The sequence below is a fragment of the Kaistia sp. UC242_56 genome (assembly GCF_044452255.1).
Classification (GTDB): Bacteria; Pseudomonadota; Alphaproteobacteria; order Rhizobiales; family Kaistiaceae; genus Kaistia; species Kaistia defluvii_A.
The window spans coordinates 1,705,694-1,727,051 of record NZ_JBIOAN010000002.1; the positions used below are offsets into that span (position 1 = coordinate 1,705,694).

General features: G+C 66.0%; 21 protein-coding genes and 2 tRNA genes. 14 read left to right on the plus strand and 9 right to left on the minus strand.

The annotated features are described in order from the left end of the window. Positions 1–83: 83 nt before the first annotated feature. Positions 84–2,369 carry a heavy metal translocating P-type ATPase gene (locus ACHMWQ_RS10735; protein WP_396307449.1) on the plus strand — a complete coding sequence of 762 codons (2,286 nt, stop codon included), beginning with the start codon at positions 84–86 and terminating at the stop codon, positions 2,367–2,369. 218 nt (positions 2,370–2,587) lie between these two features. Here the strand turns inward: ACHMWQ_RS10735 and ACHMWQ_RS10740 are convergent, their stop codons facing one another. The 5 genes from ACHMWQ_RS10740 to ACHMWQ_RS10760 all read right to left on the minus strand — a co-directional run bounded on the left by ACHMWQ_RS10740 (position 2,588) and on the right by ACHMWQ_RS10760 (position 6,148). Beyond that, on the minus strand, positions 2,588–4,093 hold the full coding sequence (locus tag ACHMWQ_RS10740) for a S8 family serine peptidase (protein ID WP_396307450.1): 1,506 nt from the start codon (positions 4,091–4,093) through the stop codon (positions 2,588–2,590). 55 nt (positions 4,094–4,148) lie between these two features. Further along, entirely contained in the window at positions 4,149–4,823 is a 675-nt protein-coding gene (locus ACHMWQ_RS10745; protein WP_396307451.1) for a zf-HC2 domain-containing protein, read from the minus strand. Next, positions 4,820–5,380, minus strand: coding sequence for a sigma-70 family RNA polymerase sigma factor (locus tag ACHMWQ_RS10750; protein ID WP_396307452.1), 561 nt, complete (start codon positions 5,378–5,380; stop codon positions 4,820–4,822). Before ACHMWQ_RS10750 ends, ACHMWQ_RS10745 begins: the two co-directional genes overlap by 4 nt. A 136-nt stretch (positions 5,381–5,516) precedes the next feature. Further along, positions 5,517–5,885 carry a hypothetical protein gene (locus tag ACHMWQ_RS10755; protein WP_396307453.1) on the minus strand — a complete coding sequence of 123 codons (369 nt, stop codon included), beginning with the start codon at positions 5,883–5,885 and terminating at the stop codon, positions 5,517–5,519. Next, complete coding sequence (locus tag ACHMWQ_RS10760; protein ID WP_396307454.1) at positions 5,882–6,148, minus strand: hypothetical protein; 267 nt, start codon at positions 6,146–6,148, stop codon at positions 5,882–5,884. The genes ACHMWQ_RS10755 and ACHMWQ_RS10760 overlap by 4 nt, the downstream gene beginning before the upstream one ends. A gap of 23 nt (positions 6,149–6,171) precedes the next feature. On the opposite strand from ACHMWQ_RS10760, the gene ACHMWQ_RS10765 reads away from it, so the two are divergent. Further along, positions 6,172–7,320: an MFS transporter gene (locus ACHMWQ_RS10765; protein ID WP_396307455.1), complete on the plus strand. Its 1,149-nt coding sequence runs from the start codon at positions 6,172–6,174 to the stop codon at positions 7,318–7,320. Between the two features lie 56 nt (positions 7,321–7,376). On the opposite strand, the gene ACHMWQ_RS10770 is transcribed toward ACHMWQ_RS10765, so the two are convergent. Beyond that, complete coding sequence (locus ACHMWQ_RS10770) at positions 7,377–7,649, minus strand: hypothetical protein (protein WP_396307456.1); 273 nt, start codon at positions 7,647–7,649, stop codon at positions 7,377–7,379. Between the two features lie 129 nt (positions 7,650–7,778). Then, positions 7,779–8,216 carry a YqaA family protein gene (locus tag ACHMWQ_RS10775; protein ID WP_396307457.1) on the minus strand — a complete coding sequence of 146 codons (438 nt, stop codon included), beginning with the start codon at positions 8,214–8,216 and terminating at the stop codon, positions 7,779–7,781. Positions 8,217–8,663: 447 nt separating this feature from the next. Between ACHMWQ_RS10775 and ACHMWQ_RS10780 the strand changes: the two genes are divergently transcribed. The 3 genes from ACHMWQ_RS10780 (at position 8,664) to ACHMWQ_RS10790 (ending at position 11,022) form a co-directional block, all read left to right on the plus strand. Continuing rightward, positions 8,664–9,317 (plus strand): outer membrane protein, encoded by a 654-nt coding sequence (locus ACHMWQ_RS10780; protein WP_396307458.1) that lies wholly within the window; start codon positions 8,664–8,666, stop codon positions 9,315–9,317. Between the two features lie 187 nt (positions 9,318–9,504). Then, on the plus strand, positions 9,505–10,155 hold the full coding sequence (locus tag ACHMWQ_RS10785) for an outer membrane protein (RefSeq protein WP_396307459.1): 651 nt from the start codon (positions 9,505–9,507) through the stop codon (positions 10,153–10,155). A gap of 192 nt (positions 10,156–10,347) precedes the next feature. Further along, complete coding sequence (locus tag ACHMWQ_RS10790) at positions 10,348–11,022, plus strand: outer membrane protein (protein ID WP_396307460.1); 675 nt, start codon at positions 10,348–10,350, stop codon at positions 11,020–11,022. Positions 11,023–11,393: 371 nt separating this feature from the next. Here the strand turns inward: ACHMWQ_RS10790 and ACHMWQ_RS10795 are convergent. Beyond that, positions 11,394–11,468, minus strand: a tRNA-Gln gene (locus tag ACHMWQ_RS10795). A gap of 184 nt (positions 11,469–11,652) precedes the next feature. On the opposite strand from ACHMWQ_RS10795, the gene ACHMWQ_RS10800 reads away from it, so the two are divergent. From ACHMWQ_RS10800 to ACHMWQ_RS10820, 5 genes are all read left to right on the plus strand, one after another. Next, positions 11,653–11,729, plus strand: a tRNA-Pro gene (locus tag ACHMWQ_RS10800). A gap of 157 nt (positions 11,730–11,886) precedes the next feature. Beyond that, a complete protein-coding gene (locus tag ACHMWQ_RS10805; RefSeq protein WP_396307461.1) occupies positions 11,887–12,933 on the plus strand; it encodes a helix-turn-helix domain-containing protein in 1,047 nt (348 codons plus the stop codon). A gap of 674 nt (positions 12,934–13,607) precedes the next feature. Next, positions 13,608–15,113 carry a CHASE3 domain-containing protein gene (locus ACHMWQ_RS10810; RefSeq protein ID WP_396307462.1) on the plus strand — a complete coding sequence of 502 codons (1,506 nt, stop codon included), beginning with the start codon at positions 13,608–13,610 and terminating at the stop codon, positions 15,111–15,113. Positions 15,114–15,147: 34 nt separating this feature from the next. Then, positions 15,148–15,561, plus strand: coding sequence for a response regulator (locus ACHMWQ_RS10815; protein ID WP_354551516.1), 414 nt, complete (start codon positions 15,148–15,150; stop codon positions 15,559–15,561). Between the two features lie 3 nt (positions 15,562–15,564). Next, the gene (locus tag ACHMWQ_RS10820; RefSeq protein WP_354547996.1) at positions 15,565–16,596 is read left to right on the plus strand and encodes a histidine kinase dimerization/phosphoacceptor domain -containing protein; all 1,032 of its coding nucleotides are present in this window, start codon (positions 15,565–15,567) and stop codon (positions 16,594–16,596) included. Positions 16,597–16,638: 42 nt separating this feature from the next. On the opposite strand, the gene ACHMWQ_RS10825 is transcribed toward ACHMWQ_RS10820, so the two are convergent. Then, on the minus strand, positions 16,639–17,475 hold the full coding sequence (locus ACHMWQ_RS10825) for a response regulator transcription factor (RefSeq protein ID WP_396307463.1): 837 nt from the start codon (positions 17,473–17,475) through the stop codon (positions 16,639–16,641). A gap of 323 nt (positions 17,476–17,798) precedes the next feature. Here ACHMWQ_RS10825 and ACHMWQ_RS10830 point away from each other — a divergent pair, with 323 nt between their 5' ends. The 4 genes from ACHMWQ_RS10830 (at position 17,799) to ACHMWQ_RS10845 (ending at position 21,316) form a co-directional block, all read left to right on the plus strand. Further along, positions 17,799–18,581: a transporter substrate-binding domain-containing protein gene (locus tag ACHMWQ_RS10830; RefSeq protein ID WP_354547998.1), complete on the plus strand. Its 783-nt coding sequence runs from the start codon at positions 17,799–17,801 to the stop codon at positions 18,579–18,581. A 67-nt stretch (positions 18,582–18,648) separates the two neighbouring features. Beyond that, positions 18,649–19,317, plus strand: coding sequence for an ABC transporter permease subunit (locus ACHMWQ_RS10835; protein ID WP_354547999.1), 669 nt, complete (start codon positions 18,649–18,651; stop codon positions 19,315–19,317). Between the two features lie 29 nt (positions 19,318–19,346). After that, positions 19,347–20,147, plus strand: a complete 801-nt coding sequence (locus ACHMWQ_RS10840) for an amino acid ABC transporter ATP-binding protein (protein ID WP_396307464.1) — start codon at positions 19,347–19,349, stop codon at positions 20,145–20,147. After that, entirely contained in the window at positions 20,144–21,316 is a 1,173-nt protein-coding gene (locus ACHMWQ_RS10845) for a pyridoxal phosphate-dependent aminotransferase (protein WP_396307465.1), read from the plus strand. The genes ACHMWQ_RS10840 and ACHMWQ_RS10845 overlap by 4 nt, the downstream gene beginning before the upstream one ends. The last annotated feature ends 42 nt before the right edge of the window (positions 21,317–21,358 follow it).

Here is a 21,358-nt window from a genome sequence, read left to right on the forward strand (position 1 = left end):
ATCCTCTAGTCGCTAGAGCATGTAGGCTCCCTTTCGAAACACACAAGAGCCTCGCACCACCAGGCCGAATTCGAGAGTAGATCATGGGAATTCAGGACCGCTACCGCATCACCGGCATGGATTGCGCCTCCTGCGCGCAGAAGATCGATACGGCCGTCCGCCGGATTGACGGCGTCGAGGATGTCTCCGTGTCGGTCTCCGCCGGCACGATGACGGTGCGGCGCGGCCAGATCGCGGATCCGGCCGAGCCGATCCGGGCGATCGTGACGAAGCTTGGCTACGGCATCGCGCCACTCGCGAACCGCACGGCGCCGGCTGCGCCGGCACATTCGCATGCTGCCGCCGAGCATGACCACGACCATGGTGCCTCCTGCAGCGGCCACGACCATGATCACGCCGGGCACGACCGTGGCCATGCGCACGAGCATGCGCCTGCGACCCCGGCGGCTGCCGCAAAGGCGGCGCCGCCGCTCGACCTGCATGGCCACGATGCCGGCGAGGACGAGGGCGCCTGGTGGCAATCGAAGAAGGCCAAGCTGACCCTGGCGGCGGGCGCTGCGATCGTCGTCGCCTTCGTGGCTTCGCATCTCTTCCCCGAGGCGAAGTCGATCATCTTCGCCGTCGCCATGCTGGTCGGCCTCGTGCCGATCGCCCGCCGCGCGCTGATGGCGGCGCGCTATGGCACGCCGTTCTCGATCGAGACGCTGATGACGATCGCCGCTGTTGGCGCCGTGATCATCGGCGCGGGCGAGGAGGCGGCGATGGTCGTCTTCCTGTTCCTGATCGGCGAGCTGCTGGAAGGCGTCGCTGCCCGCCGGGCGCGTTCCAGCATTCGCGGCCTCGCCACCCTGCTGCCCGAAACGGCTCGCCTCGAAGGCCCTGACGGCACGCGGGAAATTCCGGCCGCCGAGCTGACCCTCGGCGCGATCATCCAGATCCGCCCCGGCGACCGCATCGCCGCCGATGGCCGGATTCTCGAGGGCGAGAGCGCGATCGACGAGGCCCCGGTAACCGGCGAAAGCGTGCCGAAGCGCAAGGGTGTCGGCGATACCGTCTTCGCCGGCACGATCAACGCCGATGGCGTCATCCGCGTCGAGGTGACGGCGGTCGCGTCCGACAACACGATCGCGCGCATCGTCCGCCTGGTCGAGGAAGCGCAGGAATCCAAAGCGCCGACCGAGCGCTTCATCGACCGCTTCTCGCGCTGGTACACGCCGGCCGTGCTGATCGTCGGCGTGCTGGTCGCCGTCCTGCCGCCGCTGTTCTTCGGCGGCAACTGGGATGAATGGATCTACAAGGGCCTCGCCATCCTGCTGATCGGCTGCCCCTGCGCGCTGGTGATCTCGACGCCGGCGGCGATCGCGGCCGGCCTCGCCGCCGGCGCCCGGCAGGGCTTGCTGATGAAGGGCGGCGCCGTGCTGGAGACACTGGCAGGCATCAATCGCGTCGCCTTCGACAAGACCGGCACGCTGACGCTGGGCCGGCCTGTCGTCAGCGATGTCGTCGGCTATGGCCGCCCGGAGGCCGAGGTGATCGCGCTCGCCGCGTCGCTGGAGACTGGGTCAAACCACCCGCTCGCCCGTGCCATTCTCGCCAAGGCGACCGACCTGGCGGCGCCTACGATCGTCGCCGAGGCGATCGCGGCGATCGCCGGCAAGGGCATGACCGGCAAGGTCGAGGGCCGTTCCCTGCTGCTCGGCTCGGCCGCTGCCGCGGCGGAGATCGTGCCGCTGACGACTGAGCAGGACGCCTCGATCAGCGCCTTCAGCGGCGAGGGCAAGAGCGTTTCGGTGCTGCTGGTCGACGATGTCGTCGTGGGCATCATCGCCATGCGCGATGGCCCGCGCGCCGACGCCAAGGCGGGACTGGCGGCGCTGGCGGCGCTGAACGTGTCGCCGATCATGCTGACGGGCGACAATGCGCGCGCGGCCCAGGCGGTCGGCAGTGATCTCGGCATCGAGGTGCGCGCCGAACTGCTGCCGCAGGACAAGCAGCGCATCATCCGCGAACTGCAGGCCGGCGGCGCGAAGGTGGCCAAGGTCGGCGACGGCATCAACGATGCGCCCGCGCTGGCGGCGGCCAATGTCGGCATCGCCATGGGTGGCGGCACCGATGTGGCGCTGGAGACGGCCGATGCCGCGATTCTCAACAACAATGTCGGCGACGTCGCGCGGCTGATCCGGCTGGCGCGGAGGACGATGGCGAACATCCACCAGAACATCGTCATCGCACTCGGCCTGAAGGCGGTGTTCCTGGTCACGACCATTCTCGGCATCACCGGCCTCTGGCCCGCCATCCTCGCCGACACCGGCGCGACGGTGCTGGTGACGATCAACGCGCTGTCGCTGCTGGTAGTGAAGAAGGGGTAGGGCTCGAGGTCCTCCAAGGTCCTTGGGCGGGTCCCACAGGAATCTCGACCTGTCCCAACACGCTGCCGTCATCCCTGCGCAAGCAGGGATCCATGGCGCCGCCAGGCTCGGCGGCGCAGGATGGCCTTCCCCGACATGGATCCCTGCTTGCGCAGGGATGACGGAGAGATGGGGCGACGAGATGACGGGAGAGCTGCGGCCAACCGACGGCCGCCGCCTCACCGCAAAGCGGCGCTTGCTGTCGCTTCGGGAAGCGCCGACAGCGCCGCTGCCGCATCGACCAGCCCTGCGCCAAAAATGTCGTCGCGGCCGGGCTTGCCGAGGTCGCGGGCCGTCCGGGTGAGGATGGCGCGCAGGGCCGCGGGCGACAGGTCCGGCGCCCGTTCAAGCAGTAGGGCCGCCACGCCCGTCACCTGCGCCGCCGCGAAGGAAGTGCCGGAAAGCTGGGAATAGGTTGCGCCCGGCGCGGCGGTCAGGATGTCGACGCCGGGGGCTGCCAGCGCGACATAGGCGCCACGATTGGCCGAGGCGTAGATGGAGTCGTTGGCGTCCGTCGCCGTCACGGCAATCACCGCTGGATGCGCGCCGGGATAGACGGGTGCCGCCTTGGAGCCGCCATTGCCGGCCGCCGCGATCAGGATCATGCCGCGCTGACCCGCGGCCTCCAAACCCTTGGCGAGCATGAGGTTTTCCGGGCCGGCGAAGCTCAGATTGACGATCCGCGCTCCCGCTGCTGCCGCCTTATCGAGGCTTTTCAGGATGTCGAGCGTCGAGCCGCGCGCCGTGCCGTCCTGCCGTCCGAGGAAGCTGTCGAAAGCCAGGATCCTCACTTTCGGCGAGGCGCTGACCAAGCGCTGGTGCGCGGCGATGACGCCGGCGATCGCCGTGCCATGCGGGTCGATGGTTGCGCTCTGGCTGGCAGCGTCGAGCGTGCCGGCAAGCTCCGGATGGCTGCCATCGATGCCGGAATCGATGACGGCGACGAGGATGGCCTTGCCATCGGCCACCGCATGCGCCTCGGGCAGGCGCATCTTCGTCGGCGCATATTGAACCGCCGCCAGGTCGCCCACCGGCGCCGCCGCGCCATCTTCCTGCAGGGCGTAGAGATGGTTCAACTCGCTGGAAAGCAAGGCTTTATCGGCCCGGAGCGCTCGAAGCGCCGTGACCGAACTGCCGCCCCTGGCGACCCGGGCGCGCACCACCGTCGTGCCGGTTAGGGACAGTTGGACGGTCTCCAGCCGCGTCAGCCGATGACGCTTCAGGATGGTCTCGCTGATTTCCGGCGAGGGGGCGCTGAAGAGAACCTCGCCTTCGACATAGCTGCCGGCCTGTGCCTGGACGGCGGGCGCCTGCCGGGTCGGTTTCGGAGTCGCCTTTTTCTGGGCAGGAGCCTTGGCCGCCCGCGTCGGCTTGCGCGTCACGGCCTTTGGCCGGCGAGGGGCGGGTCGCTCATAATCGCGCGGCGGCGCGACTTCGCGCTCGGTCATCGGATAGGCGATCGCCGGGACGAACAGGATCACTGGGCCAGTGTGAGGGCGGCGCGGCCGGTCGGGCCGTTCCGGCCTGGGGCGCTTCGGCCGCCGCCAGTCCTCGTCGCGCCAACCGTTGTCGGTGCTCGCTTGCGCCACCGAAAACCGTTCCGCCGCAAGGGCTTGCGGGTAGGGCGTTGTTGTCGCCAGCATCGCCAAAGCGAGCGCGAGCATGGTGATCCGGTGCGTGTTCATGGCAGCCTCCCAAGGGGCGGTCGCAGTTCCATCTCGGACGGTTGTGAACCGGCGCTCAGGGCGCCGCTATGACCAGCTTCACGATGGCCTTCTCAGCCGCCAGCCTGTCGGTCACCGCCTTGCGGTCGGCGGCGGTCATGGTCGCCTCGCCGATCCGCAGCTTGAACAGGCCGCCGGCGCGGGGGCCGTCGACGATGTTGCCGCCAACCGAGCCGACGATCCGCTCGATCTCGGCGGCGGTCGCCGTGGGCTGGAAGGCGACAAGCAGGTAGGCGCCGGTGGGGTTAACAGCCGTGTCGCCGGAGGCGGTTTGGTAGCCCTCCGTTAACTCCCGCTGGGCAACCAGCCCGCCAAGCGCGCCGCCCAGCACGAGCAGCACCAGCGCCGCGGCAGCCGCTGACAGTCCGAGCTGAGACGGGGATAGCGCGGCGATCTGTTCCCCGAATGCGCCGAACAGCCGGGAAAGCAGCGATGGACGGGCCGATGGGGCGGATTTTCCGATCTCGACGAACAGGCGATCGGTCATGCGCGACGAGGGCAGGGGCAAGGCCTCGGCGCTTTCGATCGTGGCGATACGCTCGTCCTCGATCCGCGCCAGATGGGCGCGCAGCAGCGGATCGCTCGCCAGCGCCGCTTCTACCTCGGCGGCTTCCTCGGCCGAAAGCGTGCCATTGGCGTACCAGGGCAGCAGCGCCTCGATCCGGCCGGGTTCGTCTTGTGGATCCGTCATGGCCAACCCCTATCCAGTCCGGCGTCCCGGCAGAGCTCCGAAAGCCGCTTGCGGGCATGGAACACGCGGGTCTTCACCGTATTTTCCGGTATGCCGACAATGCGGCTGACATCTTCGATCGATTGTTCCTGGTAGTAGACGAGGTCGATCACCTCGCGGTGCTCGCGCGACAGCCGGTCGATGCAGGCGCGCAGGACGCCGGCCTTGTCCGACTTCTGCAGCGAGACTTCCGGCGTGTCGTCCAGGTCCTCGATCGTCTCGGCGAACTCGTCGTCGAGCGGGGCTTCGGTGCGACGGCGCAGCGCCGAATAGGCCTTGAAGCGGGCGATCGACAGCAGCCAGGTCGTGACGCTGGCGCGTCTTTCGAACTTGGCGGCCTGGCGCCAGACATCCAGGAAGACTTCGGTGACGATGTCCTCGGCGATGTCCTCTCGCCGGACCAGCCTCAGGACGAAACGGTGGACGCGAATGTTGTGGGCGCCGAACAGGGCCCGCATCGCCGCCTGGTCGCCCCTGGCGATCCGGGCGATCCACTGTTCGTCCTGGCTGCCGAGCATTGGAGGCCCCATCCATCCCGCCATCTGACCGGGGAGGGTGGCGACTTGCCGTTCCCCGGTCAACTCTCGTGGCGGTTGCCAGGCGGTTTTGGGGCAATTTCCCGTCGCCGCCTGGCTTGTACCGGCCATGGTGCGCTCAATCGCAGACCACGACCCGCTTCCAGACCCGGCCGACGCCGGGGACGAAGACGCGCTTGCGGACTTTGTAGCATTCCTCCTGGACGCCGACATAAGCGGGGATGCCGACATAGATGCCGCCGCCCCAGCGCGGGCCGCCCCAGCCACCACCATGGCCGCCCCAACCACCGTGACCGCCATGGCCACCATGACCGCCACCATGGCCTCCGCCGTGACCGCCACCATGGCCGCCGCTGAAGCCGCCGGGGCCACCGAAGCCGGGGCCGGCATTGGCGCTGCTCGCGGTGAGGAGCGAGGTGGCGCCGATGGTGGCGATGGCCAGCGCTGCGACGGTGGCAGTGGTGCGGATCGACTTGAGAATGGTCATTTTGGATCTCCCTCTGGAACTCTTGGGTCCGCCCGTTGCGGCCCCGATGACCATTGGTCGCGGCGGCGCGGGAAAAGGTTCACGCGGGCTCGCACTTTTTTCGAAGTTTTTTTGCGATCGCCGGAAATCGCCGATTTTGCTGCGAATTCAGCCCGGAAAGCGCCTTCGGGCTTGATTACAGCGCCGGTTTCTCCATCGTCACGGTCGCGCTGCGCCGGATTCTTGGCCGGGCAGCCCGCCGAGCGCTCCGCAAAGGCAACCATCGAGCTACGACAGGTCTTCTTGCATGGCTTCCACCGAAACGATCGCGACCAGCGTTCCCGGCGCGCCCGAACAGCTTTCAACCCGGATCGCATTCTTCATCGCAGGCTTCGGCATGGCCGCCTGGGCACCGCTGGTGCCCTTCGCCAAGGCGCGTGCGGGCCTCGATGACGGCATGCTGGGCCTGCTGCTGCTCTGCCTCGGCGCCGGCTCGATCGTTTCCATGCCGCCTTCGGGTGCGCTGGCGGCGCGGTTCGGCTGCCGCCGGATCATCATTGCCGGCTCCGCCATGCTCTGCCTTGCGCTGCCAATGCTGGCCAGCGTCTCCAGCTTCGGCTTGCTGGTGCCGGCGCTGCTGCTGTTCGGCGCCGGCGTCGGTCTCGTCGACTGCGTCGTCAACATTCAGGCGGTGATCGTGGAACGAGCCAGCGGGCGCACGATGATGTCCGGCTTTCACGGCCTGTTCAGCGTGGGCGGCATAGCGGGGGCTGGCGGGGTCAGCGCCATGCTGGCGCTGGGGGCATCGCCCTTCGTGGCGGCCCTGGTCGTGGTGGCGCTGGTGGCCGCGGCGCTCGCCTTCGCCGCCGCCAATCTGCTGCCCTATGGCAGCAGCGGCAGCGGACCGGCCTTCGCGATTCCCCATGGCGTCGTGCTGTTCATCGGCGCGCTCTGCTTCATCGTCTTCCTGACGGAAGGCGCCGTGCTCGACTGGAGCGCCGTATTTTTGAACTCCGTGCGCGGCGTCGACCCGAGTCATGCCGGTCTTGCCTATACGGCGTTCGCGATCACCATGACGATCGGCCGCCTGACGGGCGATCGGATCGTGCGCCTCGTCGGACAGAATCGCATCATCGTGTTCGGGGGATTGTGCGCGGCGGCGGGCCTGGCGATTGCCACGCTCGTGCCGTTCTGGGAAGCCGCTCTGGTCGGCTACGCGCTAGTCGGAGCCGGCTGCTCCAACGTCGTTCCGGTGCTTTACAGCGCCATCGGTCGGCAGAAGGTGATGCCGGAGCACATCGCGATCCCCGCCGTGACCACGCTGGGTTACGCCGGCATTCTGGCCGGACCGGCGGCGATCGGTTTCGTCGCCCAGCTCACCAGCCTGTCGGCAGCATTCTTGCTGATCGCGCTGCTGCTGGTCGGCGTCGCCGTGAGCAGCCGCTGGCTACGCTAGAAAGTCACTTGGCAGAGATCGGTTCGCCGCCCTAGGCGGGCGGCGGACCTGCCCGTTCAGCTCCAGCTGACGTCGTCCTCGACTTCCAGGACGGTCGCGATCGCTGCCCGCTCCTCGGCCATCAGATCGCTGCCACGTTCGGCCAGCATGATGATGATGAGATCAACGCCGGAGCGCTCGGACAGCTGGGCGCAGGTGAGGCCGCGCGATTTTCTCAGCGCTGCGAGGCTGGAGCCGATCGGCGTGACGCCTTCCGGCAGATAGCCATAGGATGAGCGGGAGACCGGGCTCGCGGCGGCGGTCGCCTGATGGATGGATTGAATGGGCATGTCGGGTACCTCCTGACATTCCCAATGCATCGCATGGCGTTTGGATCCGTCGCCAGCAGCCAACTTTCCGCTGGGTCGAAGTTCGAAACGAGGCCAGGGAGGCGGGGGCCCGTCTTGGCCCGAATCGGCTCAGACGATCCAGTTCAGCGTGATCGCCGCCAGGACCAGATAGCGTCCCACCTTGGCGATGGTGACAAGCAGCAGGAAAACCGGCATCGGTTCGCGCAGGATGCCGGCGACGACCGTCAGCGGGTCGCCGACAACCGGCGCCCAGCTCAAAAGCAGGGACCACCGGCCATAGCGCCGATACCAGGCCTCGGCGCGGGCCAGCGCTGCGGGCCCGACGGGAAACCAGCGGCGATCCTGGAAGCGCGCGATGCCGCGACCAAAATACCAGTTGATCACCGAGCCCAGCACATTGCCGATGCTGGCCACCGTCAGCAGCCAGATCGGCGAATAATCGGCCAGCAGCAGCCCGACGAGGACCGCTTCGGACTGCATCGGCAGGATGGTGGCGGCGGCGAGGGCGGCGAGAAAGAGGCCGGCATAGAGAGCGAGATCGGTCATGCCGGACGCCGGCCATCGGCCCGATGCCGCAAGGCGCGTTGCTGGCGTGATGCGTGCGGCCGCAAGATCCGGGCGAGTCTCGCGAGAGGATCGGCCTTTTCTTCCCCAGCGTAAGTATGGTTGCCTTCCAATATATTCGGATCTCCCGACGCGTTTGTTTCTATGGATCGCTGGCGGCGGCGTCTCCGGAGAACGGCTTGTGCACGAACTGGCAGAGACCTTATTTCCGCCTCATAATCGCCGGATTTCCTGACATTTCTTAACCTAGCGGACATGAATTCGTAACGGTCCATCTTGGGGCTGCAACGAAATCGTGCCGTTTGCGTTGTCGCTCGGAGTTTCCGGAAGTCCTTTCAATTCATGCTGTGGCTGTGTCCTGCGCACAACAGTAATTTGGCTGGGCTGTGATATACGTAGCTTAATATCTTCGAACTTGGAGTTCCCCCCGTGAACATTCTCCGTCTCTCTGCCCTGGCTTCGGCCTCGCTTCTGGCTCTCGGCGTCGTTGGCGCCCAGGCTGCTGACCTGACCTATGAGCCCGCACCGGCTCCGGTCGTCGAGGCAGCTCCGGCCGCCTTCAACTGGACCGGCTTCTACCTCGGCGTGCACGCCGGCGCAGCCATCACCGATTTCGAATACAGCTCGCCTTTCGTCGTCGGCACGGCCAGCGATGACAACACCGGCTTCCTCGGAGGCGTCCAGGCTGGCTACAACTGGCAGTTCGACAACATCGTCATCGGTGCGCAGACGGACTTCGCCTACACCTCGGCGAAGATCTCGGACGGCGGCTTCGAGAACAAGCTCGAGTGGCTGGGCAGCACGACCGCTCGCGTCGGTTATGCCTTCGACAACCTGCTCGTCTACGGCAAGGGCGGCGTCGCCTACGGTTCGTCGAAGATCAACATCCCGGGTGCAGACGACTCCAAGTGGCACACCGGCTGGACCGCTGGCGTCGGCGCTGAATACGCCTTCACCCAGAACATCACCGGCCTGGTCGAGTACAACTATGTCGATCTCGGCTCGCAGGATTACTTCGACAACGCCGTTTCGGCTGACATCACGTCGAACGTCATCAAGGCCGGCCTGAACTACAAGTTCTAATCGGCTTCGACATTATCTGGAGAAGGCGGCCCTCGGGCCGCCTTTTTCGTTTCTGGCGTGTGATGGTCCGCCAGGCCGCACCGGAAGGGTTGGACTTTTCATTCCCACTAAACTGTGGCGTCTGCGCAACGGCATTCGGTCAGGGGCTCTGCTATGATTGTCATAGCAATTTATATGGAGTTCCCCCGTGAACATTCGCTTTTTCGCTCTCGCCTCGGCTTCGGTTCTGGCTCTCGGCGTTGTCGGCGCCCAGGCAGCTGACCTGACCTATGAGCCCGCTCCGGTCGCCGCTGCAGCTCCGGCTGCCTTTAACTGGACCGGCTTCTACCTCGGCGTCCACGCTGGCGCGGCGATGTTTGACGGCGACTACAACTACGGCGATTACCAGCCGAGCGATGACAACACCGGCTTCATCGGTGGCGTTCAGGCCGGCTACAACTGGCAGTTCGACAACATCGTCATCGGCGCCCAGACCGACTTCGCCTACACCTCAGCCAAGATCTCGGACGACTTCGTCGGCGCCGAGAACAAGCTTGAATGGCTTGGCAGCACGACCGCTCGGGTCGGTTACGCCTTTGACAACCTGCTCGTCTATGGCAAGGGCGGTGTCGCTTACGGCCAGTCCAAGATCGAGGACACCTTGTTCAACATGAACGACTCGCAGTGGCACGTTGGTTGGACCGCTGGCGTCGGCGCTGAATACGCCTTCACCCAGAACATCACCGGCCTGCTCGAGTACAACTACGTTGACCTCGGCTCGCAGGATTACTTCAACGACGCCGTCAGCGCAGACCTGACGACCAACGTCATCAAGGCCGGCCTGAACTACAAGTTCTAATCGGTTTCGATCGAGCGCTTCGAGAAGGCGGCCCATCGGGCCGCCTTCTTCGTTTTGGGCTCGGCCCCGCCATACGTCTGCGGATAAAGGGCTCGACATTTTTTCATTCCAGCTAAACTGTGGCGTCCGCGCAACGGTATTCCGTAGGGGCGTCTGCTATGAGTGCCATAGCAATTCAGATGGAGCTCCCCCGTGAACATTCGTTTTTTCGCTCTCGCCTCCGCTTCGGTCCTGGCTCTCGGCGTCGTCGGCGCCCAGGCAGCTGACCTGACCTACGAGCCCGCCCCGGTCACCGCAGCAGCTCCCGCTGCCTTCAACTGGACCGGCTTCTACCTCGGCGTTCATGCCGGCGCTGCCATCACCGATTTCGATTACAGCTCGCCGCAGGGCAACTTCGCCGATTTCAACGATGACAACACCGGCTTCCTCGGTGGCGTCCAGGCCGGCTACAACTGGCAGTTCGACAACATCGTCATCGGCGCCCAGACCGACTTCTCCTACACCTCGGCTAAGGTCAGCCTGGATGGCTTCGAGGGCTCCAACTTCGAGCAGAAGCTTGAGTGGCTCGGCAGCACGACCGGCCGCATCGGCTATGCCTTCGACAACCTGCTCGTCTACGGCAAGGGCGGTGTTGCTTACGGCCAGTCCAAGCTCTCTTTGAACACGCCGGTCGTCGCGTATGACGAGTCGCAGTGGCATGTTGGTTGGACCGCTGGCGTCGGCGCGGAATACGCCTTCACCCAGAACATCACCGGCCTGCTCGAGTACAACTACGTTGATCTCGGTTCGCAGACCTACGCCTTCGACTCGGTCAAGGCTGATCTGACGTCGAACGTCATCAAGGCCGGCCTGAACTACAAGTTCTAATCGGCTTCGACATACGGTTACGAGAAGGCGGCCCATCGGGCCGCCTTTTTCGTTTTGGGCTCGGCCCATTGGCCCTCGATAGATCGGGGAGGGGCTCGGACAGTTCGGTTCCCCGGCTCGTCAGCCTCGTCCCGGGGGAAGCGAATCGAGATCGCTGCCCGCGAAAGGGGCGGCGTATGTCGGGCCGTAGCTTGCGTCGTCGGGAAATAGGGCAGCCTGCACGACCGGCGCTTCCGTGCCAAAGAGCGCGGTACAGAGCCGTACCGTCGTGGAGAACGATGGTATCGCCCATCGAGCGCAGATGGTCTCGAATTGGACGCATCGTCGCGATCCGAATTCCAAGACGGCAGATTTACGGCTTTCTGGCTGACTGGCTGGGGCGGGAGGATTCGAACCTCCGAATGGCGGTACCAAAAACCGCTGCCTTACCGCTTGGCGACGCCCCAGCAGGCGGGCCCGAAGACACCGCAGCGACCGTCCTATAGACGGTTGGACGCGCGCCCGCAACGGTGCATCACCCCCGTCATCAACAGCCTTCGTCATCGGTCATCCACAGGGCGGTTTAGAAGCTTCACAAGGCCCCTTGCGGCTGGCGAATCCACTGTCTATAACCCGGCTCATCGGCGGTCACGGAGTGTAGCGCAGCCTGGTAGCGCACCTCGTTCGGGACGAGGGGGTCGCAGGTTCAAATCCTGCCACTCCGACCATCGATCTCCCGGAAGTCATTGAATGATTTGATTTCCCTTCGGGGAAACGGGCCAGGCCCTTTCAGGGCAGACGCCGCATCGGCGCTTTTCTTCTTTCTCGTTTCCGTATCAACCCACCCGGTCTCGAGCGCCCGACCTCGGCCTATCCGCGTCGCGCATGGCCTCGCTGACGCCGCGCCTACGCAAAGACGCGTATGGACGAGGGGCGATCGGCGGTACACTTTGGGGTGAAATGCGGATCCACCCACAACCGGCCATGACGTCTGCGATGCTACCCACCCGTTTTGACACCTTCGATCTCGCTCCCACGGCGCAGTTCGCGGCTTGGCGGGATCATTATCGCGACGTCTTCGAACTGGATCTTGCCGACGGGCGCGCCGCGCCGTATCGGGCCGAACATTCCGCCTGGGGGTTGGGCGGGCTCACGCTGACAAGGGCGTCGATGCCGCCCGGCATTGTCCGGCAGTGGCGCCACTGGGCCAGGCCGCGCGTCGACGACTGGATGCTGGTCGTCGCCCCCCACGCCGCCAGGAGAACGGACGAGCTCGACGTCCCGCCCTTGACCTTCCGGTCGCTCGCCCGGCCCTTCGAGAGCCGCGGCAAGGATGGCGAAGTCCTGTCGCTGTTCCTTCCCCGGCATCTGTTCGCCGGCCAGGCCGCGATCTTCGACAGCCTGCGGCCCGCCGTCCCCTGCACGGGATTGACGGCGCTGATGGTGGACTATCTCGTTTCGCTGGAGCATCGAGCCCCCTTGCTGTCGGGAATGGAGCTGGACCGGGTTGCCGAGGCGACGCTGGCGATGGTCACGGCCTGCATTCTCCCCTCAGCCGAGCATTGGGCGCCGGCCGCGGACACGCTCAACCAGGCGACGGTCGCGCGGGCTCGGAGGCTGATCCAGCGAAACCTCGGTATCCCTTCTTTCGGCCCCGGCACCCTGGTCCGTGAGCTCGGCATGTCGCGCTCGGCGCTTTATCGGGCCTTCCAGCCTCATGGCGGCGTTCTTGCCGTGATCAAGCAGGAGAGGCTGATCGAGGCGCATCGGCGGCTGGCGGCGGCGCGCAAGGCTCCGGCGGTGGGCGAGGTCGCCCTCAGCCTTGGCTTCACGGATCATTCGACCTTCTCGCGCGCCTTTAAGCAGCACTTCGGCTATCCCCCGAGCGACGTCATCGGGCTGGACCTGCTGCGCGACTCCAAGGGCGGGTAGGTCTCGGGCCCGGCCGCATTTTTGCACTGGCCGACGCGACGTTAGGCTCGGAAAATTTCGTTGTGACATTCGCCAACCGCAACCGCGAATACCCCACTTCGCACTGGACGGATGCCTTACGGTTCTGCCAGATTGCGTAGCGTCAACAATGCCAGGGGGCACATGATGAAGAAGACCTACCAGAAGCCGTCGCTCGACAAGGCTGCCACGCTGCAGACCATCGCCGCAGCCTGCAATATCAGCTTCGAAGACTGCTAAAGCCGTCAGGCGCCCGGCACTGCGCCGGCATCGGCAGGTCGTTTCCCGATCGAGCCGAGCGGTGACGCCGAGGGTGTGGTCCATCCCTCACCGGGCCGTGGCATGCTGGAACCCGCCGGCTTCCTGGGAGCTGGCGGGTTCGTTGTGTCCCGCCGGCGACGATTCCGCCGACATCGATTCGCGGCCGGTTGCAGCCCTTTAACGATCCAGCGCCGGATGCGATCCGGAGCGCGTGGCCGGGCGCAGCGGCAAAATGCCGGGCAGGGTGCCCCGGAAGGTGGAAAGGCAAGCTTTCCCTTCACCATGAAGGACTTGCATCCGTTTCCCGGCGTCATCATATCTTGCTGACTGGCGGGCGCGACGATAGCGTGGCGCCCAAGATGTCCAGCCGTCGCCTGGGCCTGAGACGTGGTCCCATGCCGATCTCCAAAAATGCCCTGGTCCGCTCGACCGTCCTGTTCCTGCTGCTCGGTCTCGCCGCCCTGCTGGCGATCGTCGGGGCCATGGTCTGGCTCGTCAACGAGACGGCGGTCAACTCGAACAATCTGATCAAGGCGCGCAGCGAGCGCGCCGCGCTGATCACGCTGCGAGGCCTCGGCCAGGACGCGGAAACCGGCCAGCGCGGCTACCTGCTCACCAACAATCCCGACTATCTCGCGCCCTATAACGACGCGAAGTCGAAGTTCCCCGCCCAGATGGACAAGGTCCAGGCGGCCTTCGACGACGAGCCGGCCCAGGCCACCCTCGCGGCGCGGCTGCGCGAGACGATGACCGCGAAATTCGCGGAACTCGAGACTACGATCGAGCTGGCGAAAAACGGCCAGCGCGACGAGGCGCTGGCGATCGTCAACGCCGATCGCGGCCGCGAGTTGATGGACGAGGCGCGCGCCTTCTTCGACCGCGCGATCGAAAAGGCCGACCAGACCGTGCTCGACAGCATCGCGCGGCAGCAGCGCGGCATCGACATGCTGCGCTGGGTGACGTTCCTGGGCGCGCTGGTCATCATCGGCGTGGTCGGCGGCTCGATCTGGACCGTCTGGCAATATACGCGGCAGCTGGTCGAGGCGCAGCGCGAGGTCGCCGTGCTGAATGCCGACCTGGAGCGGCGGGTCAGCGAGCGGACCGCCGATCTCGGCCGGGCCAACGAGGAAATCCAGCGCTTCGCCTATATCGTCACGCATGATCTGCGCGCGCCGCTGGTCAACATCATGGGCTTCACCAGCGAGCTGGAGGCAAGCCTCGGCGCGCTGCAGGATTATGTCGGCGAGGCAACCGCCCCGACCGGCGCCGCCGCCGCCGAGACGGACAAGGCCGAGGCCGCGCGCCTCGCCGCCTTCGAGGAACTGCCCGAGGCAATTGGCTTCATCCGTTCCTCGACGCGCAAGATGGACGGCCTGATCAACGCCATCCTGAAGCTTTCGCGCGAGGGCCGGCGCACGCTGAAGCCCGAGACGATCGACCTGCAGGGACTGCTCGAAAATGCCGCCAATGCGGTGCGCCACCAGATCGTCGATGCCGGCGGCGAGGTGGTCATCGACGGCCGCCCGCCGGCGCTGCTTTCCGACCGCCTGACGCTGGAGCAGATCTTCGGCAATCTGCTCGACAATGCCGTCAAGTATCGTTCCAAAGACCGGCCCTTGCGGGTGCGGATCGAGGCCGGGGTCGGTCCGGGCAACACCGTGGTCGTCAGGGTCGAGGACAATGGCCGGGGCATCGCGCCCCAGGACCACGAGCGCATTTTCGAGCTGTTCCGCCGGTCGGGATCGCAGGATCAGGCCGGCGAGGGGATCGGCCTCGCCCATGTCCGCTCGATGGCCCGCAACATAGGCGGCGATGTCGGCGTCCAGTCGGAACTGGGCACCGGATCGACCTTTGAAATCACCTTCGCGCGGGATCTGCGCAGCGTAATCGGAGCCATTTGACGTGAACCAGCAAGCCAAACCCGTTCTCATCGTCATGATCGAAGACGATGAAGGCCATGCCCGTCTGATCGAGAAGAACATTCGCCGCGCCGGCGTCAGCAACGAGATCGTCCCGTTCACCAACGGCACGGAAGCGCTGAACTATCTGATGGGGCCGGATGGCTCGGGCCTGGTCAGCGCCGGCCGGCAGATTCTTGTTCTGCTCGATCTCAACCTGCCCGACATGACCGGCATCGACATTCTCGAGAAGATCAAGTCGAACCAGCACACCCGCCGCTCCCCGGTCGTGGTGCTGACGACGACGGATGACAGCCGCGAGATCCAGCGCTGCTACGATCTCGGCGCCAATGTCTACATCACCAAGCCGGTCAATTACGAAGGCTTCGCCAACGCGATCCGGCAGCTCGGGCTGTTCTTCGCGGTCATGCAAGTGCCGGAAACCGAATAAGTTATGCCAAGCCGGCCGATTTCGATCCTCTATATCGACGACGATCCTGGCCTGACGCGCCTGGTGCAGAAGGCGCTTGGGCGGCGGGGCTATGCGGTCGAGGCGTCGCCGACGGGGGAAAGCGGCCTGGAGCGGCTGGCGGCCGGTGGCATCGACGTCATCGCGCTCGACCATTATCTGCCGACCGGCACCGGCCTCGACTTCCTGCGCGAACTCGCCGCCATCCCCGATCGGCCGCCGGTGGTCTATGTCACGGCATCGGGCGACACGGCGGTGATCGTCGCGGCGCTCAAGGCCGGCGCCGCCGATTATGTGCCGAAGGCGGTGGGCGACGAGTTCCTGGAAATCCTGGGCAGCGCCATCGACCAGGCGGTCGAGAAGGGCCGCCTGCAGCGGGCACGCGAGCTGGCCGAGCAGGAGACGCGCATCGCCAAGGAGCGCGCCGAGGTGCTGCTGCACGAGGTCAACCACCGCGTCGCCAACAGCCTCGCCATCGTCGGCTCGATGATCCGCATGCAGGCCAACGCCGTCACCGAGCCGCAGGTCAAGCAGGCGCTTGGCGAGGTGCAGAGCCGGATCGCGGCGATCGCCGGCGTGCATCGCCGGCTGTATTCCTCGCACGACGTGCGGGTGGTGGACCTTTCCGCCTATCTGGGCGGCCTGGTCAGCGAACTCGAGACGACGATGCGCGCTTCGGGCCATACCTCGACGACGCATTGCCAGATCGACCCCGTCGAGGTCCCGACCGACAAGGCGGTGACGATCGGCATCCTCGTCACCGAACTCGTGATCAACGCGTTCAAATACGCTTATCCCGGCGCCCTGAGCGGCCAGATCCGCGTGATCCTCAAGGCGGATCCGGCAACCCGGCTTCGCCTCCTCGTCCAGGATGACGGCGTCGGCCGGCAGAGCGCGGATCCCCGCGGGACCGGCGTCGGCGGCCGGATCGTCAGCGCCATGGCGGCGAGTCTGGGAGCCACGATCGACTATTCGCTGCCGCCCGGCTGCACGGTCAGCCTCGATTTCGACGTCTGACCGATAGGGCGAAGACGCGCGCCATGCCGCGCTCTTCGCCCGTCACTGACAACGCCCCGAACCGGCTACGCCGCGCTCATCCAGCAGCCGCACCAGAAGCTCCACCCGCGACGAGACTTCCAGCTTCTGGTAGGCGCGCTTGCGATGCGTCTTGACCGTCTCGGCGCTGACCTGGAGCATCTGGGCGATCTCTTTCTCGCCGACGCCCGAGATCAGAAGCCGCATCACCTCCATCTCGCGCGAGGAGAGGTTGTCGCTGCCGAGCCGCCTCAGCGCCGCCTGGATCGGGTCTTCGCGGGTCTGCAGATGCAGGGTGCGGTCTTCCCAGTGGCGCTGGCAGATCGCCATCAACGAGGCCTGGATCGGCTCGATCGACGACAGGTCACGCTCGCTGAAGCCGCGACTGCCGGTCCGATAGAGCGCGACCTGGACGGTATCGCGCTCCGAGACCCGCAGGGCAAAGTCCAGCTCCTTCAACCGCTTGGGCCAGCCGGCGGTCAGATAGCCGATCTCTTCGCGCGTATCGATCTCGATGGTTTCGGTGGCGCTCGGCGGCTTGTCGAGGACGGGGCTGCGGGCCAGGGTTTCCATCAGGTAGAAGCCGCTTTGGATCTTGCGGCGGTGCATCTGGTAGAACGGACTGTGCTGGAAGGTGTGCTTTGCGTAGGATTCCAGCACCTCGCTGCCGATCCGCTCGGGCGAGGAGGTAGACGTCACCTCGACAAGTTCCTCGTCGTGATAGAGCGCGATCATCGCCAGGTCGAAAGAGATCAGCTCCTGCAGCGTGGCGGTCAGGTGACCGTCGAAGTCCCGCTGTTCCGACGCCAGGATGAGGCGCGCCAGCGCGTCGTCGGACCGGCGCGTCGCAAGGGGCCGCACCGACCGGGGAGCCGCCAACTGGCAAACAGGTTTGAAGTCGGACGAGGACAACGCTTCCCCCTTGTCTTCGATGTCGGCCGCAGGATTCAGCCGATTGTGCGGGCGCCGTCAATGGCAAACCCCGCTTTCGGGGGCCAGCCTATGTGCGAACCGGGCCCCCAGGCCGGAATCCGCCTTCATGCCGCTCGGTCATGTCCTGCCGGACGAGTCACTGCTTGCACACGCGCAGCGCGGGGGCGCGCGCCTGTCCCCCCGCCGGAGGATATTTGCCCCCGGGGCCGTCTGCTATGGACAGCGTTCTTCAAGTTCATCGGGAGGACTACATGAACGCCAAGACCCTGCTCGCCACGGCCTTTTTCTTCACCGGCGCCAGCCTTGCGCAGGCCGCCGATCCGATCGGCGTCGCGACCAACATCGCCAACGTCCCGTTCGAGTTCCAAGATGGCAATGGCGTTCTGATGGGATTCGAAGTCGACATTCTCCGCCTGGTTGGCGAAAAGCTCGGCAGGCCGGTCAATTTCCAGGAAATGCCCTTCCAGAGCCTGTTCGCGGCGGTTCAGTCGGGCCGTTCGGACCTGGCGATCGGCTCGATCACCATCACGCCGAAGCGCCTGGAATCGGTGGCGTTCACCCAGCCCTTCTTCGACGCGGACCAGTGCCTGACCGTCGGCTCGAAGAGCGGCATCGAAGGCGTCGAGGGCATGTCGGGCAAGGCTCTCGCCGTGATCACGGGCACCACCGGCGAGATCTGGGCGACCGACAGCGAAGGCAAGCTGAAGTTCGGTTCCATCAGCCGCTATGACAGCAACCAGGATCCGATGATGGACATCGCGACCGGTCGCATTGACGGCTTCGTGCACGACTGTCCGATCGACGCCTACTACATCAAGGACAAGCCGCAGTTCAAAATCGTCGCCACCATCCCGACGAACGAGCAGTTCGGCCTGATGCTTCCCAAGAACAGCCCGCTCCTGGACGACGTGAACAAGGTCATCACCGAACTCAAGGAGAGCGGCAAGATGGCGGAGTTGCACGAGAAGTGGTTCGGCATGGCCCCGGCCGAAGGCTCGAGCACGGCGAAGGTGCTGCCGGTTCCGGCTCTCTGATCCTTCCCCATCCCAATGAAGTCCGGCCTGCCTCAAAGCGGGCCGGACCCGTATCCGCGGGGGCCGCATGGACCTGATCACGACCTTCTTCAATCTCGATGTTCTGAAGCAGGCGGCGCCCTTGCTGCTGCAGGGCTTCTGGCTGACCATCCTGCTGGGCGCGACTAGCCTGGTGATTTCGCTGTCGCTGGGCCTGTTGCTGGTCCTGATCCGGCTCTATGCGCCGAGGCCGCTGCGCTTCCTGGCGATCGCCTATATCGACGTCTTCAGGGCGCTGCCGCTGCTGGTGCTGCTGATCCTCGTCTATTACGCCCTGCCTTTCGTGGGGATCCGGCTCACATCGTTCTGGGCTGCGGCCGCCGCCCTGTCGCTGGTCGCCTCCGCCTATATGGCCGAGACGTTCCGCGCCGGCATCGAGGCCGTGCCGAGAGGGCAGTTCGAGGCCGCGCGCACGCTCGGCTTCAGCTGGCCGCGCATGATGTCCGACATCATCCTGCCGCAGGCGATGCGGCTTGTCGTGCCGCCGACGACCGGCGTATCGATCGGCCTGATCAAGGATACGGCGCTCGCGTCGGTCGTGGCGCTGCCCGACCTGCTCAAGCAGGCGACGCAGACGCAGGCGTTCTACGCCAACCCGTCGCCGCTGGTCGGCGCCGCCTTGCTCTACCTGATCCTGCTGCTGCCGCTCGTGCGTCTGGTCAGCATCCTCGAAGCCCGCCAGAAGCGGTCGCGCTGATGGCCGTCCGCAATCCAGGAGCCACCGTCATGAGCGACAAGGCCGCTTCGGCATCCGGCACCGATCCCATCATCACGATGCGCAAGGTGGAAAAGCACTACGCCAAGTTCCACGCGCTGCGCGACATTGACCTCGACGTGCGCCGCGGGGAGGTGATCGCGATCATCGGACCCTCCGGCTCCGGCAAATCGACGCTGATCCGTTGCATAAACCGGCTGGAGACGATCTCGTCCGGAGAGATCGTCGTCGACGGCACCAAGGTGGAAGACGGCAAGAGCCTGGCGCGGGTGCGGGCCGAGGTCGGCATGGTGTTCCAGCAGTTCAACCTCTTCCCGCATATGAGCGTGCTGCGCAACGTGGCCATCGCGCCGATGCGCGTGCGCGGCATGCCGAAGGCCGAAGCCGAGAAGCGTGCACGGCAGCTTCTGGAGCGCGTCGGACTTTCGCCGCAGGTGGACAAGTATCCCGAGCAGCTTTCGGGCGGGCAGCAGCAGCGCGTCGCGATCGCCCGCGCGCTCGCCATGGAGCCGCTGGTGCTGCTGTTCGACGAGCCGACGTCCGCGCTCGACCCGGAGATGGTGGGCGAGGTGCTCGACGTGATCCAGAGCCTTGCGGCCACCGGGGTCACCATGCTTGTGGTGACGCACGAAATGGGCTTCGCCCGCCGCGTCGCCGATCGCGTCGTCTTCATGGAGGCGGGGCAGATCATCGAGCAGGGCAGCCCCGACGACCTCTTCGACAATCCGCAGACCGACCGAGCCCGTGCCTTCCTCAGCGCCATCATGCACGGCGCCGCCTGGTCGTCCTCACCACGAAAGCCTGCACGATGATTGATACCCCCGTTGAAGCTCGGCCCGCCGTGCGCGCGCTGTCCAGTTCGCTGATCCGCGAAGTCGCCAATGCCGCGATGGGCAAGGCCGACGTGCTGCCGTTCTGGTTCGGTGAATCCGACCAGCCGACCGCGCCCTTCATCCGCGAGGCCGCCGCCGCGTCGCTGGCCGGGGGCGAGACCTTCTATTCCCAGAACCTTGGCCGACCCTATCTCCGCGAGGCGATCGCCGCCTATCTGAGCGACCTGCATGGCCGCGACATCCTGGTCGAGCGGGTGGTGGCGACGGGCTCCGGCATGACCGGCCTCCAGGTCGCCAACCAGCTGATCCTGTCGCCCGGCGACCGGGTCGTGGTGGTGACGCCGCTCTGGCCGAATATCAGCGAGGCACCGCTGATCCTCGGCGCAAAGGTCGAGCGCGTGTCGCTGTCGGTCGAGCACGGGCGCTGGACGCTCGACGTCGACAAGCTGATCGCGGCGCTGACGCCGGACACGCGCATGGTGATCATCAACTCGCCCAACAACCCGACCGGCTGGATGATTGACGACGAGAGCCTCCAGGCGATCCTCGCCCATTGCCGCAAGCACGGTATCTGGATCCTCGCCGACGACGTCTATGAACGGCTGGTCTATGATCCCGCGCCGCGTTCGGCGCCGTCCTTCCTGCGCCATTATCAGCCGGGTGACCGGATCATTTCGGTCAACAGCTTCTCGAAGTCCTGGTCGATGACCGGCTGGCGCATCGGCTGGATGGTGCTGCCGGAGCCGCTGGCCCAGGACGCGACCAAGCTCGTCGAATACAATTTCTCCTGCATCTTCGAGCCGACGCAGCGCGCCGCCACCACGGCCCTTGTCGAGGGCGAGGCGGAGGTCGCGCGGATGCGCGCCCATCTCGTCCGCACGCGGGCGCTGCTGGTTGACGAGCTCAAGGCGCTCGACCGCGTCAGCGTGCCGGATGCCGGCGGGGCGATGTATGCCTTCCTGAAGATCGAAGGCCATGACGACTCGCTCGCCTTGGCGCAGCGCCTGGTGCGCGAGACCGGCCTGGGCCTCGCGCCCGGCCGCGCCTTCGGACCGGAAGGCGAGGGCTGGCTGCGCTGGTGCCACGCCACCACCGAGGAAAAGATCGTCGCCGGCGTCGCCCGCCTGCGCGACTTCCTGCGCCGCTAGGATCGGCGGGGGCTTCGTCGCAAGGGGCGGGGCCTCGGCCAT

Coding starts and splice junctions, on each gene's coding strand:
- ACHMWQ_RS10775 (WP_396307457.1), bottom strand. CDS start 8,216: ATGACCGATCTCGCTCTCTATGCCGGCCTCTTTCTCGCCGCCCTCGCC.
- ACHMWQ_RS10735 (WP_396307449.1), top strand. CDS start 84: ATGGGAATTCAGGACCGCTACCGCATCACCGGCATGGATTGCGCCTCC.
- ACHMWQ_RS10820 (WP_354547996.1), top strand. CDS start 15,565: ATGCCAAGCCGGCCGATTTCGATCCTCTATATCGACGACGATCCTGGC.
- ACHMWQ_RS10740 (WP_396307450.1), bottom strand. CDS start 4,093: ATGAACACGCACCGGATCACCATGCTCGCGCTCGCTTTGGCGATGCTG.
- ACHMWQ_RS10810 (WP_396307462.1), top strand. CDS start 13,608: ATGCCGATCTCCAAAAATGCCCTGGTCCGCTCGACCGTCCTGTTCCTG.
- ACHMWQ_RS10805 (WP_396307461.1), top strand. CDS start 11,887: ATGGCCTCGCTGACGCCGCGCCTACGCAAAGACGCGTATGGACGAGGG.
- ACHMWQ_RS10760 (WP_396307454.1), bottom strand. CDS start 6,148: ATGGTTGCCTTTGCGGAGCGCTCGGCGGGCTGCCCGGCCAAGAATCCG.
- ACHMWQ_RS10840 (WP_396307464.1), top strand. CDS start 19,347: ATGAGCGACAAGGCCGCTTCGGCATCCGGCACCGATCCCATCATCACG.
- ACHMWQ_RS10830 (WP_354547998.1), top strand. CDS start 17,799: ATGAACGCCAAGACCCTGCTCGCCACGGCCTTTTTCTTCACCGGCGCC.
- ACHMWQ_RS10745 (WP_396307451.1), bottom strand. CDS start 4,823: ATGACGGATCCACAAGACGAACCCGGCCGGATCGAGGCGCTGCTGCCC.
- ACHMWQ_RS10765 (WP_396307455.1), top strand. CDS start 6,172: ATGGCTTCCACCGAAACGATCGCGACCAGCGTTCCCGGCGCGCCCGAA.
- ACHMWQ_RS10770 (WP_396307456.1), bottom strand. CDS start 7,649: ATGCCCATTCAATCCATCCATCAGGCGACCGCCGCCGCGAGCCCGGTC.
- ACHMWQ_RS10755 (WP_396307453.1), bottom strand. CDS start 5,885: ATGACCATTCTCAAGTCGATCCGCACCACTGCCACCGTCGCAGCGCTG.
- ACHMWQ_RS10750 (WP_396307452.1), bottom strand. CDS start 5,380: ATGCTCGGCAGCCAGGACGAACAGTGGATCGCCCGGATCGCCAGGGGC.
- ACHMWQ_RS10815 (WP_354551516.1), top strand. CDS start 15,148: ATGATCGAAGACGATGAAGGCCATGCCCGTCTGATCGAGAAGAACATT.
- ACHMWQ_RS10835 (WP_354547999.1), top strand. CDS start 18,649: ATGGACCTGATCACGACCTTCTTCAATCTCGATGTTCTGAAGCAGGCG.
- ACHMWQ_RS10845 (WP_396307465.1), top strand. CDS start 20,144: ATGATTGATACCCCCGTTGAAGCTCGGCCCGCCGTGCGCGCGCTGTCC.